The organism is Microvirga arvi (assembly GCF_016892765.1).
GTDB lineage: Bacteria > Pseudomonadota > Alphaproteobacteria > Rhizobiales > Beijerinckiaceae > Microvirga > Microvirga arvi.
Map to the genome: position 1 here is coordinate 40,434 of NZ_JAFEMD010000027.1, position 17,973 is coordinate 58,406.

20 protein-coding genes and 1 pseudogene are annotated in these 17,973 nt (G+C 61.5%); 10 read left to right on the forward strand and 11 right to left on the reverse strand.

Annotation, left to right across the window (positions count from 1 at the left end; genetic code table 11):
• Window positions 1-3 precede the first annotated feature (3 nt).
• The 6 genes from ILT44_RS17300 to ILT44_RS31480 form a co-directional block, all read right to left on the reverse strand.
• Window positions 4-1,332 (reverse strand): dihydrolipoamide acetyltransferase family protein, encoded by a 1,329-nt coding sequence (locus ILT44_RS17300; protein ID WP_204240857.1) that lies wholly within the window; start codon window positions 1,330-1,332, stop codon window positions 4-6.
• Between the two features lies 1 nt (window position 1,333).
• A complete protein-coding gene (locus ILT44_RS17305; protein WP_204240858.1) occupies window positions 1,334-2,347 on the reverse strand; it encodes an alpha-ketoacid dehydrogenase subunit beta in 1,014 nt (337 codons plus the stop codon).
• Window positions 2,348-2,350: 3 nt separating this feature from the next.
• The gene (locus tag ILT44_RS17310) at window positions 2,351-3,583 is read right to left on the reverse strand and encodes a 3-methyl-2-oxobutanoate dehydrogenase (2-methylpropanoyl-transferring) subunit alpha (protein ID WP_204240859.1); all 1,233 of its coding nucleotides are present in this window, start codon (window positions 3,581-3,583) and stop codon (window positions 2,351-2,353) included.
• A 114-nt stretch (window positions 3,584-3,697) separates the two neighbouring features.
• Window positions 3,698-4,531 (reverse strand): universal stress protein, encoded by an 834-nt coding sequence (locus ILT44_RS17315; protein WP_204240860.1) that lies wholly within the window; start codon window positions 4,529-4,531, stop codon window positions 3,698-3,700.
• A gap of 113 nt (window positions 4,532-4,644) precedes the next feature.
• Window positions 4,645-4,962, reverse strand: coding sequence for an FCD domain-containing protein (locus ILT44_RS17320; protein ID WP_239468328.1), 318 nt, complete (start codon window positions 4,960-4,962; stop codon window positions 4,645-4,647).
• Window positions 4,916-5,038: a hypothetical protein gene (locus tag ILT44_RS31480; protein ID WP_255549751.1), complete on the reverse strand. Its 123-nt coding sequence runs from the start codon at window positions 5,036-5,038 to the stop codon at window positions 4,916-4,918. Before ILT44_RS31480 ends, ILT44_RS17320 begins: the two co-directional genes overlap by 47 nt.
• A 22-nt stretch (window positions 5,039-5,060) precedes the next feature.
• Here ILT44_RS31480 and ILT44_RS17325 point away from each other — a divergent pair.
• From ILT44_RS17325 to ILT44_RS17360, 8 genes and pseudogenes are all read left to right on the forward strand, one after another.
• Window positions 5,061-5,585 (forward strand): annotated as a pseudogene (locus tag ILT44_RS17325) (altronate dehydratase); the annotation flags it as partial.
• A gap of 794 nt (window positions 5,586-6,379) precedes the next feature.
• Window positions 6,380-6,844, forward strand: a complete 465-nt coding sequence (locus ILT44_RS17330; protein ID WP_204240863.1) for a hypothetical protein — start codon at window positions 6,380-6,382, stop codon at window positions 6,842-6,844.
• Between the two features lie 10 nt (window positions 6,845-6,854).
• Window positions 6,855-7,541, forward strand: a complete 687-nt coding sequence (locus ILT44_RS17335) for a MotA/TolQ/ExbB proton channel family protein (RefSeq protein WP_204240864.1) — start codon at window positions 6,855-6,857, stop codon at window positions 7,539-7,541.
• Window positions 7,541-7,987 (forward strand): ExbD/TolR family protein, encoded by a 447-nt coding sequence (locus ILT44_RS17340; RefSeq protein WP_204240865.1) that lies wholly within the window; start codon window positions 7,541-7,543, stop codon window positions 7,985-7,987. Before ILT44_RS17335 ends, ILT44_RS17340 begins: the two co-directional genes overlap by 1 nt.
• Before the next feature lie 16 nt (window positions 7,988-8,003).
• Window positions 8,004-8,882: an energy transducer TonB gene (locus tag ILT44_RS17345; protein ID WP_204240866.1), complete on the forward strand. Its 879-nt coding sequence runs from the start codon at window positions 8,004-8,006 to the stop codon at window positions 8,880-8,882.
• Window positions 8,883-8,968: 86 nt separating this feature from the next.
• A complete protein-coding gene (locus ILT44_RS17350; protein ID WP_204240867.1) occupies window positions 8,969-9,925 on the forward strand; it encodes an MBL fold metallo-hydrolase in 957 nt (318 codons plus the stop codon).
• Between the two features lie 32 nt (window positions 9,926-9,957).
• Entirely contained in the window at window positions 9,958-11,562 is a 1,605-nt protein-coding gene (locus ILT44_RS17355; protein WP_204240868.1) for an FAD-dependent oxidoreductase, read from the forward strand.
• Window positions 11,559-11,774 carry a DUF2783 domain-containing protein gene (locus tag ILT44_RS17360; protein WP_204240869.1) on the forward strand — a complete coding sequence of 72 codons (216 nt, stop codon included), beginning with the start codon at window positions 11,559-11,561 and terminating at the stop codon, window positions 11,772-11,774. Before ILT44_RS17355 ends, ILT44_RS17360 begins: the two co-directional genes overlap by 4 nt.
• A gap of 16 nt (window positions 11,775-11,790) precedes the next feature.
• Here the strand turns inward: ILT44_RS17360 and ILT44_RS17365 are convergent, their stop codons facing one another.
• The 5 genes from ILT44_RS17365 to ILT44_RS17385 form a co-directional block, all read right to left on the reverse strand.
• Window positions 11,791-12,495 carry an ABC transporter ATP-binding protein gene (locus ILT44_RS17365; RefSeq protein WP_204240870.1) on the reverse strand — a complete coding sequence of 235 codons (705 nt, stop codon included), beginning with the start codon at window positions 12,493-12,495 and terminating at the stop codon, window positions 11,791-11,793.
• Window positions 12,488-13,270: an ABC transporter ATP-binding protein gene (locus ILT44_RS17370; RefSeq protein ID WP_204240871.1), complete on the reverse strand. Its 783-nt coding sequence runs from the start codon at window positions 13,268-13,270 to the stop codon at window positions 12,488-12,490. Before ILT44_RS17370 ends, ILT44_RS17365 begins: the two co-directional genes overlap by 8 nt.
• Entirely contained in the window at window positions 13,267-14,214 is a 948-nt protein-coding gene (locus tag ILT44_RS17375) for a branched-chain amino acid ABC transporter permease (protein ID WP_204240872.1), read from the reverse strand. Before ILT44_RS17375 ends, ILT44_RS17370 begins: the two co-directional genes overlap by 4 nt.
• A gap of 2 nt (window positions 14,215-14,216) precedes the next feature.
• Window positions 14,217-15,089, reverse strand: coding sequence for a branched-chain amino acid ABC transporter permease (locus tag ILT44_RS17380; protein WP_204240873.1), 873 nt, complete (start codon window positions 15,087-15,089; stop codon window positions 14,217-14,219).
• Window positions 15,090-15,198: 109 nt separating this feature from the next.
• The gene (locus ILT44_RS17385) at window positions 15,199-16,365 is read right to left on the reverse strand and encodes an ABC transporter substrate-binding protein (protein WP_204240874.1); all 1,167 of its coding nucleotides are present in this window, start codon (window positions 16,363-16,365) and stop codon (window positions 15,199-15,201) included.
• Window positions 16,366-16,701: 336 nt separating this feature from the next.
• Between ILT44_RS17385 and paaG the strand changes: the two genes are divergently transcribed.
• Both paaG and paaI read left to right on the forward strand, forming a co-directional pair.
• A complete protein-coding gene (gene paaG / locus ILT44_RS17390) occupies window positions 16,702-17,493 on the forward strand; it encodes a 2-(1,2-epoxy-1,2-dihydrophenyl)acetyl-CoA isomerase PaaG (RefSeq protein ID WP_204240875.1) in 792 nt (263 codons plus the stop codon).
• Entirely contained in the window at window positions 17,493-17,960 is a 468-nt protein-coding gene (gene paaI / locus ILT44_RS17395; protein ID WP_204240876.1) for a hydroxyphenylacetyl-CoA thioesterase PaaI, read from the forward strand. Before paaG ends, paaI begins: the two co-directional genes overlap by 1 nt.
• The last annotated feature ends 13 nt before the right edge of the window (window positions 17,961-17,973 follow it).

Here is a 17,973-nt window from a genome sequence, read left to right on the forward strand (position 1 = left end):
ACTTCAAGCCTCCACGAAGATCATTGCCGGCGCCTCCAGCAGCGTCTTGATACGCTGCACGAAAATGGCGGCATCCCAGCCGTCGATGATCCGGTGATCGAAGCTGGAGGATAAGTTCATCATCTTGCGGGGAATGAAGGTCGAGCCATCCCAGACCGGACGCACCACGATCTTGTTGACGCCGATGATGGCAACTTCCGGATGATTGATCACCGGTGTCGTGACAATGCCGCCCATGGCGCCCAGCGAGGTGATGGTGATGGTCGATCCGCCCAGTTCCTCACGGGTGGCAAGACCGGCCTTCGCCGCTTCCGCCAGACGGTTCAACTCCATGGCGCAGTCCCAGAGGTCCCGCGCCTCTGCATGCCTGACGACCGGAACCATGAGACCCGATCCGGTCTGCGTGGCAATGCCGATATGAACGCCGCCGTGCTGGTGAACGATTCCAGCCTCATCGTCGTAGGTCGCATTCAGGTTTGGCTGCTCGGCAATAGCTTTGACCATGGCCCGCATCAGGAACGGCAGAATGGTCAGCTTCGGTCGGTCAGTACGCTTCTTAGCGTTCAGAGCTGTCCGCAGATCCTCGAGCGCCGTGACGTCAACCTCTTCGACATAGGTGATATGCGGTATTCGCGACTTGGCAGTCGCCATCTTCTCGGCGATCTTGCGGCGCAGCCCGATCACCTTGATATGCTGGACCGAGGTGTCTTGGATGAGGCCCGGTGCCCTGGCGACTTGCGGACCATGGGTGAGGAATGCGTCCAGATCCTCATGAGTGATCCGGCCTGCAGGACCGGTCCCTGGAATCTGCCGCAGATCGACCCCAGCCTCACGCGCTCTCAGGCGAATGGCGGGTGAGGCAATCGGCTTGGCATTGTCCGTGTGAGCGACCGGCGGTCGGTGCATCCTCACGGCCGGGCTCTGCTTCGCTTCGACAGGACGTGGTGGCGGAGCTTCCCTTGCCTGCTGCTCGATGATGGCTTCCGAAGTTCTGACCGCACCATCACCCTGGGCCTCAATCTCTCCAGACCGGGCAGGCGCCTCAGCGGCTTTCTCCGTTTTGTCGCTGCCGGAAGAGGCGCCTTCCCCACCCGCTACCTGCAGGCGGATCAGGGGGGACCCGATCGCCACGACATCTCCGATCTCCGCTCCCAGCCATAGAACCTCGCCATTGACAGGAGAAGGAATCTCCACCGTTGCCTTGTCCGTCATCACGGCCGCCAGCAAAGCATCCTCGCGGACAAGATCTCCAACCTTGACGTGCCACTCGACGAGTTCAGCCTCGGCGATCCCCTCGCCCACATCGGGCATCTTGATCAGGTGTTCACCCATATCAGGCCTCCATTGTCTCGACGAGCGCGCGGCCGACCCGAGCAGGGCCCGGGAAGTAATCCCATTCCTGCGCATGCGGATATGGCGTGTCCCATCCTGTCACGCGAGCAATCGGCGCCTCGAGTTGGAAGAAGCATGCCTCCTGGACGAGAGCCGCCAGTTCCGCCCCGAACCCGGATGTAAGCGTCGCCTCATGGACGATCACACAACGACCTGTCTTCTTGATGGACGCAGTGATCGTCTCCATGTCGAGAGGAAGCAGGGTGCGCAGGTCGATGATCTCCGCATCGACTCCTGTCTCCGCCGCGGCCGCCTGAGCGACATAGACCATCGTCCCGTAGGCCAGCACGGTCACGGCTGCCCCCTCACGGACGATGGATGCCTTGCCGAGCGGCAACGTGAAATGGCCGCTCGGCACCTCCCCGAGATCGTTCTTAGACCATGGCGTGATCGGACGATCGTGATGACCATCGAAAGGTCCATTGTAAAGCCGCTTCGGCTCCAGGAAGATCACCGGATCAGGATCCTCGATGGCCGCGATCAGGAGGCCTTTGGCATCATAGGGGTTCGACGGCACGACGGTTTTCAATCCAGACACATGGGTGAACAGGGCTTCAGGACTTTGACTGTGGGTCTGCCCGCCGAAGATGCCTCCTCCTGTCGGCATGCGAATGACAAGCGGACATGTGAACTCGCCGTTGGAGCGATACCGGAGGCGGGCCGCCTCGGAAACGATCTGATCATACGCCGGATACATGTAATCGGCGAACTGAATCTCGATACAGGGGTGAAGTCCGTAGGAGGCCATGCCGATGGCTGCTCCGACGATGCCGGCCTCGTTGATCGGTGCATCAAAACAGCGTGTTTTCCCATATTTCTGCTGCAAGCCTGCTGTGCAGCGGAAGACTCCACCGAAATAACCGACATCCTCACCAAAGACGACAACACGTTGGTCGCGCGCCATCATCACATCCATCGCATCGCGAATGGCTTCAATCATCGTCATGCGTGGCATGGATCAGACTCCCGCCTGTTGACGCTGCCGCCGCAGATGGGGCGGCATCTCGGCATAGACGCCATCGAACATGTCCCGCGCAGAAGGTTTGCCGCCAGCATGAAGCGTGCCATAGCTCTCCGCCTCCTTCTGAGCGGCGATCACCGTGTCGAGAATTTCCGCCTCGGCCTGCTTGTGCCGTTCGTCGGACCACGCGCCCCGCATAATCAAGTGATTTTTCAAGCGAATGATCGGATCGCCGAGCGGCCATGCGTCGGATTCGGTCTTCGGACGGTAGGCCGAGGGATCATCGGAGGTCGAATGCGCACCGACCCGGTAAGTCACGTATTCGACAAGGGTCGGCCCGAGATTAAGGCGAGCACGCTCGATGGCCCACTTCGCAACGGCATAGACAGCGAGATAGTCGTTGCCGTCCACTCGCAGCGATGGGATGCCGAAGCCCAACCCGCGGGCCGCGAAGGTGCCCGACCCGCCGCGTGCAATGCCCTGGAACGTTGAGATCGCCCACTGATTGTTGACGATGTTGAGAATGACGGGCGCCTTGTAGGTGGAGGCGAAGACCAGGGCCGCATGAAAATCCGACTCCGCCGTCGAGCCGTCGCCGATCCAGGCGGCAGCGACCTTGGTGTCGTTGCAGATCGCCGAAGCCATCGCCCAGCCGACCGCCTGCACGTACTGGGTCGCGAGATTGCCGGAGATCGTGAAGAAGCCATGCTCCTTCGAGGAGTACATCACCGGCAACTGGCGCCCCTTCAAAGGATCGCGCGAGTTTGAATAGACCTGGCACATCATGTCGACCATGGAATAGCCATCCGCAATCAGGAGGCCGGCCTGACGGTAGGTCGGGAAGTTCATATCACCCGGCGACAGGGCCTTGCGGAACGCGCAGCTGATAGCCTCCTCGCCAAGATGCTGCATGTAGAACGACGTCTTTCCCTGCCGCTGGGCGATCAGCATCCGTGCATCGAAGGTTCGCAACGTCATCATGTGGCGCATGCCTTCGACAAGCTCCTCGTCGGTCAGGAGACCAGCCCAAGGCCCGGCCGCCTCGCCGTTTCGGTTCAGCACGCGAATGATGGAGAAGGCGAGATCACGGATCGATTCCGGATCGACATCAATGTCCGGCCTGGGGACTGCTCCTGCCTTGGGAATTTTGACATTCGAGAAATCCGGGGTGCCGCCGGGGCGGACAGCGGGTTCCGGCACGTGAAGGGTCAGAGGCGCGTAAGTCGTCATGGTCTTTCGTTCTCCTCCAGAGAGAACTAGGAACGAAACACCATCCGGCCATAGGCTCGGCCATATGAGAAGGTGTCAAGGGCTCACCTTTTGGATGTGCGGCATCAGTTCAAGCTAATGGGCCATCAGAACCGGCAGCTCAGCATGACTGAGGATGTGGCTGGTAGCGCCGCCGAAGATCATCTGTCTCAGACGGCTCTGAGTGTAGGCTCCCTTGACGAGCAGATCCGCATGGAACGCAGCCGTGTCCTCCAGGATCGCCTCCCCTGGAGAGCGGGTGTTCAGCCTGCGTGCCGCCGCCTCGGCCCTGACACCGTTCCGACGCAGGCGAAGGGCCAGTTCGGCACCGCTCGGCCCTTCCGTGCCCCAGCCTTCCAGCGTCAGCACGATGACACGGCCGGCTTTTGCCAGAACAGGCATGCCAAGCGCCACCGTCCGGGCCGTCTCGGTGCTGCCATTCCAGGCGATCACGATCGTCTCGCCGATCGCTGCCGGGGTGCGCGGGGGAACCATCAGGACCGGTCGCCCGCCTTCGAACAAGGCAGCCTCAAGCGTTGCCAGTCGCGGCGGCTCGTCGCCTCGGCTTGGGCGGCCGAGCACGATCAGGTCAAACACACGGCCGAAGCTGCCGATATAGCTATCTCCGAACAGCTGATCGCCCAGCCAGCTGCAGGACGCCCCGTCCGGTGCCTCGCTCCTGCCCGGCACGTCGCAGGAGAGCATGAACTCCTCGAAGATCCGCTTCGACTTTTCCACAAGGTCCCGCTGTTCCTTCTCGTTCAGAATGGTCCAGCCCACTGGAACGTCGAAGGCAACGACATCGGGAATATCGGGGCCGAGCGCCAAGCCCTCGACATGGCTCCCGAGGCGGGTCGCAACCAGCAGGGCCGCGTCCAGAACGGAACGGATGAAGCTGTGCTGCTCAACAGGGACCAGAAGGGTTTTCATGACAACCACCTCAGCAGCCGTCCAGCCCATGCGCTGTTTTGAGATTATACCTTGCCTGACACTCGTTCAGCAAGCAGAGGAGTAATCGGGCCCTTGCGTGAGGGGCTCGACCGCTAGGTATCCACGAAGACGTCCGAATGCTCGGCCAAGAAGCAGCGCAGCTCTTCCATAACAGCCTCCAGATGCGCTTCCATGGCATGACGTGCCGCATGCGCATCATGGGCCTCCAAGGACTGGGAGATGTTCCTGTGTTCAGCCAAGGTCACCGCATGGCGGCGGGGCGAGGACAGGAGTCGTCTCACCCGGTCAATGTTGGCGCGAGATGCATTGATCACTGCAGCCACGCGGGGCAAATTCAGCCCTTCGACAGGAGTATATGATATTTCAGGTCGAGGGCATAGAAGCCGTGGCGGCCCCCTCGTCGATTGCATCCTGCTGGGCAAGGAGGTTCTTGAGAAGAGCTTCGATATCCGCCGATGACAGATGCTCAGAGGCCTTCTCAGTCACCATGCGCTCCAAAGCTTGGCGGATCAGATGGTGGGAGGCCTACACCGCGCACAACGGCGGTGGAATGAACAACAATCCTTCGCCAGGCAACAAAGCAGGCAGCCTCACAACGATCCTCGAGAAATCTTTGAGCGCTTCCGCCAAGGGCGGGCGCTACACGCTTCAGGCCGTGTACGAGTACGCCGAACAGGTGAAGGATCACGGCTTCGTCTACATGGACACGTCCGGACACGATCCCGTTGCCGCGACGGGTCAGGTGGCCGGTGGCGCCAACCTGATCGCCTTCACCACGGGACGTGGATCGGCGTTCGGGTGCAAGCCCGCACCGTCCCTCAAGCTTGCGACCAACTCCGATATCTACCGCCGCATGATGGACGACATGGACATCAACTGCGGCGATATCCTCGATGGCGTCTCGCTGGAAGAGAAGGGCAAGGAGATCTTCGAGACTCTGCTGAGAGTGGCTTCAGGAGAGCACGCGAAATCCGAAGATCTGGGCTACGGCGATCTCGAGTTCGTACCCTGGCATGTTGGGGCTGTCATGTGACCAGCAATAGGAGAGCCCCGGCAACAGGACGTTACACCGGCCGATACTTCCGAAATGGAAGCGCCGTTTAACAGATTGTTAACCACCATCAACCGATGATGACAATGCTGATCCGCTACGAGGATCAACACTCTCCCAAAAGCGAGCGGGGCACGGATGTACTGTCTCGCGTCGCTTTGGGATGCAGTGTCAAGAACGGGCCGGATCCCGATCACGTTTGTCGGCTGGGATAGCCGGAACGCTGCAGACTCCAGATAGCCGATCTGCCCTGATTCTATCAGACCGGCTCAGCCCTCTTGGATCAACCGAACACATAGAGCGCTGTGGCAACGGCGGCGATCCCGCCGACCAGGATGTACGGGTACCAGGCCGGAAAAGGCTTGTCGTGACCATTGAAGCCCACGCACATCCTCCTCACTTCAGAATCGCTGTCGGCTCCCTTCTCCTGATACAAAACGGTATTTCTGTGAAAGCCGGATGATGGCGGACTCTCGGAGAGCGAGGCTCATTTGCCGGATACTGCAAAGGGAAAAAAGCAGAAAAAATTACTTTGAAGCCTTTTTAAAGAGGCGAAATTGCTTCCGTTCTCAAAGCTGTAGCGTCTGTTTTAGAAAGCCTCTGACTTTCGGCTAACCTATTGATCTTTATGATTTCTTTCAGATATGTGATCTGACCTACTCGCGGGAATTTTCCTGTGTTCGGGCCTTCGAGCACAAAGATGTGAGTATCGCCTTTTGTCCTTGCGAGACTGCACATGTTGCAGGGACTTCGGCACGAACAAGGAGGAAGAGTCCATGGGAACGAGTACATGGAACGAGCCGGGATATTCAGCAGGCAGCATATGGGCCTGTCTGGTGCTGCTCCTCCCGTTCAGCGGAACGGTTCTGGCTCAGGACCGCACCTCCCTCCATCCTCTGCGCATTGAATTGAACAGGATCGAAGCCGCCGGAGAGAATTGCCGAACCTACTTTCTCATCGACAATCAGAAGGGCGAAAGCTGGCGCTCGCTGAAGCTCGATCTTTTCGCGCTCGATACGGACGGAGTCGCGGCCAAAAGGCTGGCCGTCGAGGTCGGCCCGGTCCCCGGCCGCAAGACCCTCATCAAGCTCTTCGACTTTCCGGGCTTGAGTTGCTCCCGTCTCGGACGCGTTCTCCTCAATGACGTGCTGACTTGCGAAGGCGTCATGAGCTTACGGGAGGAGTGCCTGTCAGTTGTCGAGACGGCCTCGAAGATCGACGCCGTTTCATTCGCAAAGTGAGATTACCGTGATGAATGACATCGTGCCTGCCACTCCACACGATCTCTCTTTCCTCGGGCTGTTCCTGCAGGCGGACCCGATCGTCAAAGGGGTCATGGTCCTGCTTGTGATGGCATCTCTCGGGTGCTGGACGATCGCCGTTGAGAAGATGCTGCGGCTCAGGAATGTCCGTCGCCAAGCTCAGGTCTTCGAATCGACCGCCCGCTCCGGTGAAAGACTTCATCCGCCATCCACCGGGACATCGGGTCGGATCATCGCCGCCGGGCATGAGGCGTGGCGCGATCGGGACGCCTCCGAGAGTCGGGCGGAGCGGCGGGAGCGGATCGAACGCGCCATGCGCGGGGCTCTTGCCGCCGACCTGCGTCAGCTTCAGTTGGGCCTGCCATTTCTGGCCACCACGGGATCGGCGGCCCCATTCATCGGCCTGTTCGGCACGGTCTGGGGCATTATGAATTCGTTCTCCGCCATCGCTGCAAGTCAGGACACCAGCCTTTCGGTCGTGGCGCCCGGCATCGCCGAAGCCCTGTTTGCGACGGCCATCGGCCTCGTGGCCGCCATTCCGGCTGTGATCGCCTATAACAAGCTCACAACCGATCTCGGCCGCCTGCAACAAACCTTTTCCGCAGGCATTACGATGCTCGGTGATCGCCTTGCCCGTGAGCGCAAGCCTCATCTGCGCGCAGAGGCTGCCGAGTAATGGGACTGGGACCGCTCCGTACGGGTGAGCCGGACGACGGGTTCGGCGCTGCACCCATTTCCGAGATCAACGTCACCCCGCTCGTCGACGTGATGCTGGTACTCCTCATCATCTTCATGGTGGCTGCGCCACTCATGACTATTGGGGTGCCGGTGAACCTGCCGAAGTCGGCAGCAGCGAAGGCATCGCAGCCGAAGCAGCCTGTGGTGATCAGCATCGATGAGCAGGGGCAGCCGCTCCTCGACAAGGAGCCCCTCACACCGGATCTGATGATGCCTCGTCTGAAAGCGCTTGCGAACGCAGATCCGGCTCAGGTCGTGCTTGTCCGCGGAGACAGAGCCGTCCCCTATGGCCGCATCGTCGAGATCATGGGACAGATCAGTGCTGCCGGATTCAGCAAAGTATCTTTGATCGCACAAGCGCCAAGCATGCCAGCGGCCCAATGAACCTGCAGCCCATTCGATGTCCGTTCAGAGTATAGGACCCGCGCAGGAGCTGAGCCGGCTTGGGATTGCCTTCATGACGGCCCTTGCCCTGCACGGAGCCGTTCTGGGAGCGCTGACGCTCTGGCATTCCGATGAGGCTGTCAATCCGCCAGGCGAGCAGGAGATTACCATAGATCTCGCTCCTGCCATGGAGGAGACGGTGTCCGTCGTGCCGGCGGAGATGTCAGCAGTGGAAGCACCACTGGAAGAGCCGGAAGTGCCGCCACAAGAACCAGATGCTGCCAAGCCTTTGCCTCCGGAAGAGGTGATGGAGGCGCACTCCGAACCGGGAGACATGACCGAAGCGGCTCCCGTCGAAGCGGAGATAGAGTCGGAGCCGGAGCCTGTCGTTGCCCTGCCGCCGCCTGAAACTGTTGTCGCCAAGCCTCTCGAGGAAAAACCGGCACCGAAACCCGAAAGGAAGCCTTCTCCGAAGTCTGTGGGGCGCAGGACTCCGCTGCGCCAAACTGCGGCAGAACAGAAGGCGCGTCCGTCCGATCCACGTCGGGGACAAGCCTCCTCATCGCCGGAGAATGCAGGAGGAGCGTCTGCGTCGGCTGATCCGAACGTGCTCAATCGGTATGTGGCAAGCCTTGCCGCTGCCCTGCGAAGTCGCTTGCGCTATCCGGATGCTGCCCGGAGTCAGGAGATCACCGGCGTCGCGGTCCTTCGCTTCACCATGGACCGGTCGGGGCGCATCGTCAGCTCGACCCTAATGCGCAGTGCAGGCCATCCGTCCCTCGACCAAGCCGCACTCACGACGGCAAGTCCGGGGTCGTCCCTTCCGCCTGCTCCATCGGCCATCCCACAGCAGCAGTTCACCATTTCGGTACCGCTGCGCTTCAATCTGCGCTGACCGCCTCCCACCTCGACAGGGCTAACTTGACGGTCGCAGGATCGGGTTTAACCTGCTCGCAAACAGCGGCATCCGGGAGGAACACCATGGCTGAGAAGGCATTCGCCTCGACGGGAGATCTGTCCAACAAAAGCGTGTCCTTCACCGAAATCGGGCCTGATCTCTATGCCTACACGGCCGAAGGCGATCCCAACTCCGGCATCATCGTTGGCGAGGACGGCTGCATGGTCATCGATGCCCAAGCCACCCCAATGATGGCGGAAGATGTGATCGCCCGGGTGCGCACCGTGACCGACAAGCCGATCAAGTATGTTGTGCTCTCCCACTACCATGCCGTGCGCGTGCTCGGTGCCTCGGCCTATAAGGCGCAAGGCATCATCGCCTCCAACATGACCTACGATCTGATCGTCGAGCGCGGCGAACAGGACAAGGCTTCCGAGATCGGCCGCTTCCCACGCCTGTTCCGCGGCGAGAGCAGCATCCCGGAAGGCCTCACCTGGCCGACGCTGACCTTCGAGAGCGGCATGTCGGTGTTCCTCGGCAAGCGGGAGGTGAAGCTCTTCCACCTCGGCGCCGGCCATACGGCGGGTGACATCGTCGCCTGGGTGCCGGACGCGGAGGTGATGTTCACGGGCGATCTCGTGGAGTATCACTCGGCCTGCTATTGCGGCGATGCCTATCTGCGCGAATGGCCGCAGACGCTCGATGCCATCCTGGACTTCCAGCCGCAGGCCGTCGCGCCCGGCCGCGGCAATGCCCTGCAGGGTCCGCAACAGGTCAAGGAAGCAGTGGCCATGACCCGCGACTTCGTCACGACGCTGTATGGCGCGGCCGAGCTGTCGGTTGTGCGCGGACGTTCGCTGAAGGAGACCTTCGCGGCGACCCGTGAGGTCATGGATCCCAAGTTCGGCGATTTCGCGATCTACGAGCACTGTTTGCCGTTCAACGTCTCCCGCGCCTTCGATGAAGCCTCCGGGATAGACCACCCTGTGATCTGGACCGCAGATCGGGATCGAGACATGTGGGCCGCGCTTCAGGGCTAGCACTCAGAGCGAGGTGGATGAGAGGCAGGATCATGAATAACCGCAAGATCATCTACCAGTTCGGCTACCGCCGTTGCGCCGATCAGGATCGCCCCTCCCCTGCCCGGCATCCTGTTATCGTCGTAGGCGCTGGACCTGTCGGTCTTTGCGCCGCCATCGACCTCGCGCAGCGCGACATTCCCGTCGTCCTCCTTGACGATGCCGATCGAATTGGCGAAGGCTCGCGCGGCATCTGCTATGCCAAGCGCACCCTCGAGATTCTGGACCGGTTGGGTGTTGCAGCACCCTGCCTCGAGAAAGGGGTCACCTGGAAGATCGGCAAGGTTTTCCAGCGCAGCGATCTTCTCTACGCTTTCGATCTTCTGCCCGAAGACGGGCACAAAATGCCGGCCTTCATCAACCTCCAGCAGTATTATCTTGAGCATGCGCTCGTGGAGCGCGCCGCAGGGTTGCCCAACCTTGAAATACGCTGGGGCAACAAGGTCATTGGCCTGAAGCACCGCAATAATGGCGCCACGCTTAACGTCGAGACTCCCGAAGGATCCTACGAACTCGACACTGACTGGGTGGTCGCCGCCGATGGCGCACGCTCCACCTTACGCGGAATGCTCGGCCTCGCATTCCAGGGCGAAGTTTTCGAAGACCGCTTTCTCATCGCCGATGTAAAGATGAAGGGAGACTTTCCTCCCGAGCGATGGTTCTGGTTCGACCCACCCTTCCACGACGGTCACTCCGCTCTTCTGCACAAGCAGCCGGACGATGTCTGGCGCATCGATCTGCAATTGGGCCCCCATGCGGATGCGAAGGCTGAGCAGGCGCCCGAACGCGTGATCCCGCGGCTCCGGCAGATGCTGGGGCACGATGATTTCTCGCTCGAATGGGTATCGGTCTATACGTTTCAGTGCCGACGTCTGGAGCGTTTCGTGCATGGGCGGGTGGTCTTTGCCGGAGACTCGGCCCATCAGGTGTCACCCTTCGGTGCACGAGGCGCAAATTCCGGCATCCAGGACGCTGAAAACCTGGCGTGGAAACTGGCCCTCGTGGCCAAGGGCGAGGCTCCGGAGAGCCTGATCGAATCCTATGATCTCGAACGCTCAGCCGCGGCCGATGAGAATATCGGCCATTCGACACGCTCGACGGACTTTATTGCTCCACGCTCGGCGCAAGAGCTTCGCTTCCGCGATTCCGCTCTCTCCCTTGCGCGTCATGCCCCCTTTGCCAAGCGGGTGGTGAACTCCGGCAGATTATCGACGCCATCCACATACGAGACACCTTTGTCGACACCCGATGCGGACACCTGGTCCGGTTCCGCCCGCCTCGGCGCTCCCCTTCCCGATGCTCCCATGCGAGACCGCAATGGACGTCCGATCTGGCTGCTAGAGGCGCTTGGCGGGAGGGAGACCATTCTGCATGTGCCCAATGGAGAACAGCCACCGACGGGCTCCCATGTGCTCATCATCGTCGACGATCTCATCGACGAGCACGGCTTCTTCGCGCAGCGATTCGACGCAATACCTGGGAGCACTTATCTCGTGCGTCCCGATCAGCATCTTGCAGCGCGCTGGCGCCATGCGACGCCCTCGGCGTTCAAGAGCGCATCGCGCCGCCTCCGGGGATTCGAGGGAGGTCACGCATGAGCACGCTCGTCACCGAAAATCGTTTTGCCGATCCGGACCGGGCCTATCGTGCGCTGATCGAGGCCCACCGAGGCTTGTCGGACGATGACAGCGCTGCCCTCAACACGCGCCTTGTCCTGATCCTGGCCAACCATATCGGCGATCATTCCGTGCTGCAGGAGGCCCTTGCGCTCGCCAAGCAGAGCATGGGAACAGCGGAAGCCAAATCATGAGGATGGGGAAGCCGAATCACTCGATACCGAGATAGGCCGCCTTCACCTGAGGATCGGCGAGAAGAGCGGAGCCTGCCCCGCTATAGGCCACCTTGCCGGTTTCGAGCACATATCCACGGTCGGCAATGGCCAGTGCTGCGCTGGCGTTCTGCTCCACGAGCAACACCGTGATTCCGTCCTTCCTCAAGGAGACGATGGCATCAAGAATCTGATCGACAAGGAGCGGCGACAATCCGAGCGAGGGTTCGTCCAGCAACAGGAGCTTTGGACGACCCATCAGCGCCCGGCCGATCGCCAGCATCTGCTGCTGGCCGCCCGACAGCCCGCCCGCCAGAAGATGACGCTTCTCGGCCAGGATCGGGAACATGGCGAAGATGCGATCGCGGTCCTGCTCGATCTCCCGATCTCGCCGCCTGAAGGCACCAAGCCGCAGGTTGTCCTCGACGGTGAGAGGTCCGAATACCTGCCTTCCTTCGGGAGACTGGGTGATGCCCAATTCCACCCGCCGATGCGACGGCAGTCGGTCGATGCGCTGTCCCTTGAAGCGGATCTCTCCGCCGGTCATCGGCTGCACACCGGAGAGCACACGCAGCAGCGTCGTCTTTCCCGCACCGTTTGCGCCGACGAGCGCCACGACCTCGCCGTCACGAACCTCCAGGCTGACGCCCTTCAGGACTTCGATGCGGCCATAGGCGCTGCGCAGATTCTCCACCTCAAGCACGGGCAGCCTCCTGGGCGCCGTGCCGCCCCAGATAAGCCTCAAGGACCCTTGGGTCATCGCGCACCTCCCGCGGCGTTCCCTCGGCGAGCGGCCTTCCCCGCTCCAGGACCAGGATCCTGTCGGAAATCTTCATCACGAGCTTCATGTCATGCTCGACGAGCACGACGGCGACGCCTCTGTCTGCGACCTGCCGGATCAGGTGATCGATCTCCTCGGTCTCGACCGCGTTGCAGCCGGCCGCAGGCTCGTCGAGAAGCAGCACGCGCGGTTCGGCGGCAAGCGCTCGGGCGATCTCGAGACGCTTGCAGGCGCCATAAGGAAGCGATCCTGCAGGAACATCGGCAACATCCTTCAGGCCGACATAGGCAAGAAGATCGAGCGCCGCAGCCCGCGTCTCCCGGTTCTGGCGCGTCACGGACGGCGTTCTGAAGAGCGCCGGCAGGAGGCTGCACTTCTCCCGGAGATGGCGTCCGACCATCACGTTCTCGCAAGCTGTCATGCGCTGGAAGATCTGCAGGTTTTGAAAGGTCCGCGACAATCCGCGCGCCGCAAGCCTGTGGGGTGCAAGGCCGGTTACGTCCTCGTCGGCGATGTGGATCGTTCCGCGGCTTGCGACATAGATGCCGGACACGATGTTGAACAAAGTGGTCTTGCCGGCGCCGTTCGGTCCGATGATCGAGAGGATCTGGCCGGGACTCACGGAGAAGCCCACCCCATCGACAGCTTTCACGCCTCCAAAGGATATCCCGATGTCGGTTGCCTTGAGGATGGTCATGAACGCGCCCTCCGGAGGAACAGGCCTGAGAGACTCGGCACGATCCCGTTACGCATGAAGATCATGGACACGATGATGATGAGCCCGAGCAGGAGGTGCTCGTATTCGTGAAACACCGTCAGCGCCTGCGGAAGCGTCACGAGCACGGCGGCACCGACGATGCTGCCGACCACGGATCCGAGCCCTCCGAGGACCACGATGGTGACGAGCTCCACGGAATGGATGAAGCCTGCCTGGTCCGGATTGATGAAGCCGTTCATGAAAGCAAGCGCCGAGCCGGCGAGCGATGCGTAAACGGCGGCGATCACGAAGGCCTGCAGCTTGAAGCGAGCGACATCGACACCCACCACCTGTGCAGCCACTTCGCTGTCGTGAAGCGCGCGGAATGCCCGCCCTGTCGGCGTCTCATCGAGGTTGAGCGCAATCCAGGTACCGACGAGCAGGAGAGCGCCCGTCACCCAGTACCATGTATACGAACCGCTGACCCGCCATCCGAACAGGGTGAGCCGTTCAACCGGCATGCCATCCGGGCCGCCGGTCCAGCGGCTTTCCGTGGAGATAACAAGCGCTACGAGCACGCCGAGACCCAAGGTCGCGATGGCAAGATAATGCCCCTTCAGCCGCAGGATCGGGCGCCCCACGAGGTAGGCCAGAACACTCGAAAGAATCGCTCCGATGAGCAACGCCGCCCAAGGCGGAATGCCGAGATGCGTCGGCCCGATCGCGACGGCATAGGCGCCGATACCGAAGAAGGCCGCGTGGCCGAGGCTGACCTGCCCCGCCTGCCCCATGAGGATGTTGAGCCCGATTGCGGCCAGCGCCGATACCCACACAAGCGACGCGACGCGGAAATAATAGCTCGACGGGAAGACGAACGGCAGGAGGCTGATGATGACTGCCAGCACCGCGAGAGTCAGGAGCCGCTGATTGAGGAGAGCACGCATTCTCAAACCCTCTCGACGGCCCGGCGTCCGAACAGGCCCTGAGGAGCCACGAACAGGACGATGAGAATGACAAGGAACGCGAAGGCATCCTTATAGGTGGAACTTAAGTAGCCGGCGCCGAAGGCCTCCAGCAGACCGAGCAGGAGACCGCCCACGACGGCGCCCACCGGATTGCCCATTCCTCCCAGCATGGCAGCAGCAAACCCCTTCAATGCCAGGAGCGTGCCGACATCGTAGCTCGTCAACGTGATCGGCGTCACGAGAATGCCGGCGACCGCTCCGATGGCGGCAGAGCCGCCGAAGGCGAGCGCCATGATCGTGGTCGTGTTGATGCCGACCAGACGCGCCGCAAGCCGGTTTGCGGCCGTTGCCAGGACGGCCTTGCCGATGAGGGTATGCTCGAGAAAGACGTAGAGCGTCACGACCACGACTGCGGCGCCACCGAGAACCCAGAAGCTCTGCGGCTGCACGGCAGCACCCAGGATGTCGATCGGCGCATCACCCGTGAAGGCAGGAAGCTTGTGAAACTGCTTGTCGAAAATGATTGCGGCAAGACCGCGGAGCAGGATCGACGCGCCGATGGTGATGATGATGAGGGTCACAGCTGATGCGCCCCGGGCAGGCTCGATGGCGAGCCGGTGCAGAAGAAGCCCAATCATGATGGAAGCAGCAACCGCGATCAGCGCCGCCAAGGGCAGCGGCACGCCGGCGGCGGACGCGAACACTGTCACCATGCCGCCGAGCATCACGAACTCGCCCTGGGCGAAGTTCACCACGCCGGATGCGTTGTAGATCAGGGTGAAGCCCAACGCGACCAGCGCATAGACGGCTCCCACCGTCAGCCCGGAGATGAGAAACTGGAGGAACTCAGCCATAATTCAGTCCCGCGACCTTCAGGTTGCCGAACAGGAGGCCGATGCTGGGCCTCCTGCTCGATCGGTTTTTAGCGAGACTCCCAGCAAACAGGCCTCGCACGGCGGGAGATCAGCTTCCTGATGCGACCAGGTTCCAGTCACCGCCCTTGATCTCGAGCACGCGGAATGCCGAGAGATCCAGGCCGAGATGATCGGTGGGCGACATGTTCACGATGCCGCCGGTGCCCACGAAGCCCTTGGTCTTCTCGATCTCGTCACGGACCTTCTGAGGATCCGTGGAGTTCGCGCGCTTCATGGCCTCGACCAGGATGAAGAGGCCGTCATAGGCATGACCGCCGAACGTCGAGACCGGTTGCTTCGTGGCGCTCTCGTAAGCCTGCTTGTATTCCGTCACCACCTTCTTCTGCGGGTCGCTCTCGGGCAGCTTGTCGCCCACGAGCAGCGCCGCGGCCGGAAGTCTGACGCCCTCGGCGGCGGCTCCCGCCAGTTCGATGAAGCTCTTCGAGGCCACGCCATGGCTCTGATAGAACGGGATGCTGTTCATGCCGAGTTGGGCGTAGTTGCGGGTCACGATGGCCGGGCCTTGGCCGAAGCCCGGATTGACCACCGCCTGCACGCCGGCCGTGTTCTTGATCTTCGTGAGCTGAGCGGTCATGTCGCTGTCACGCGGACCGTAATTCTCGTCGGCGACGATCTGCATGCCGTAGTTGGGCGCGACCTTGACGCATTGCGCCCGCATGGAGGCGCCGAACCCGTCTGTGCCGGAGATCAGGCCGATCTTGGTCAGGTTGCGTTTTTTAAGATCCTCGAAGATCTTCTCGCAGGCCATCTTGTCGGTGTGAGGCGTCTTGAAGACGAATTTGCGCACGGGATCGATCACCTCGATGGCGCCTGCGAGCGAGATGAAAGGAATCTTGGCATCTTCGAAGACCGGGATCATCGCCATGGTGGCGCCCGTCGTCGTGCCGCCGACCATGGCAACCACCTCGTCGTCCTCGATGAGGCGCGTCGCGAAGGTGCGCGCCTTGTTAGCGTCACCACCGTCGTCATAGATCACCAGCTCGATCTTCTTGCCGGCAACGCCGCCAGCCGCATTGATCTTGTCGACGTAGATCCTGAGCGTCTTGTCCTCGGGCTCACCGAGGAACGAGGACGGTCCGGTCACCGAGAGAACCGAGCCGATCTTCACGGAATTCTGCGCGAGCGCGCCTTCGGACAGGCCGAAGCCCATGACACCCGCGGCCAGCAGAATCTTGAGCGTTGCTTTTGATTTCATCTGTTTCCTCCTGGTTTGTTATCGGCTGTTTTTCTTATTGTTGCGCAAGAAATGAGACTGCCAAGAGCCTGCAGGTCATTGCGGATGAGAAGTAATCGGAATGCGGTGTTGGTTTCGCCCATTAAGCAAGGGCTTCTGCGTCCAGCCGCATGCAGGAATGGCGACGCGCATAGGTTGTTGATCGTCGAAGCGTGCCATCCCGTGCTACTCCCTGAAGGGCCGAGTGTTGGCTCATTGACGCTGTTTCCTCAATCAATATAATTGACCGGACGGTTGGTCAATAGTAAACAAGTCCAAGACAGCCGGCTGCCATCAGCGGAATGCGGGAGGGCCTCAATGGCGAATGATCTCATCCTCACGGAGCGGCGGGACGGGTATCGCGTCCTCATCCTCAACCGGCCCGATCGCCTGAACTCCTTCAACGAGGCCATGCATGCGGAATTGATGTCCGCTCTTGTCGAGGCCGAGACGGACAGCCAATGCCGGGCGCTCGTTCTGACAGGCGCCGGACGTGGGTTCTGCGCCGGTCAGGATCTGTCGGATCGGGTCTTCAGTCCCGGACAGGTTCCGGATCTCTCCTCCACCCTTGAGCGGCTCTATAACCCTCTCGTCCGCAAGCTCCGCGCGTTGCGGATGCCCGTCATCTGCGCCGTCAACGGCGTTGCGGCCGGCGCCGGTGCCAATATCGCCCTTGCCTGCGACATCGTTCTGGCAGCCCGCTCGGCGAAATTCATTCAGGCCTTTGCAAAGCTCGGCCTCGTTCCCGATTCAGGGGGGACTTGGTTCCTGCCGCGCCTCATCGGTCCGGCGCGCGCTCGCGCCCTCGCACTTCTGGCCGAGCCTGTCTCGGCGGAGCAGGCGGAGGCCTGGGGCATGATCTGGAAGGCTGTCGAGGATGCAGGCCTCATGGATGAAGCCCATCGTCTGGCCGCTCACTTCGCGACGCAGCCGACTGCGGGACTGGCGTTGATCAAGCAGGCGCTCGACGCCTCGGAAACGAACGATCTCGACCGACAGCTCGATCTGGAACGAGACCTCCAAGGACGGGCAGGCCGCACGCCGGATTACCTGGAGGGCGTGACAGCCTTCTTCGAGAAACGGCAGCCGAAATTCACCGGGAGAGCCTGATGGACGAGACCTCGCCTGCAATCGCCGCGCACGACCTTGCGCAAGCCTGCGCGCTGGCCATGTGGGCCGAGGATCAGGCAAGCCAGGGCCTCGGCATGGTGGTTGAGCGTGTCTCCCCCGGCGAGGCCGTCATCTCCATGATCATCCGGCCCGACATGACGAACGGGCACGGCATCTGCCACGGCGGCTTCATCTTCACGCTCGCCGACTCGGCCTTCGCCTTCGCCTGCAACACTTATAACCAGCGCACGGTCGCGCAGCATTGCGCCGTGACCTTCCTGCAGCCCGGCCGTCGGGGCGATACGCTCTCGGCCTACGCGGTGGAGCGCAACCGGTCAGGCCGTTCAGGCATCTACGATGTGACGGTGCGCAACAGCCAGGGTGAGGTCGTTGCAGAGTTCCGCGGACATTCGCGCACGATCTCCGGCACGCTTCTCGCACCCGGAATCGATGAGAACAGCCAATAAGAACGGATGAATG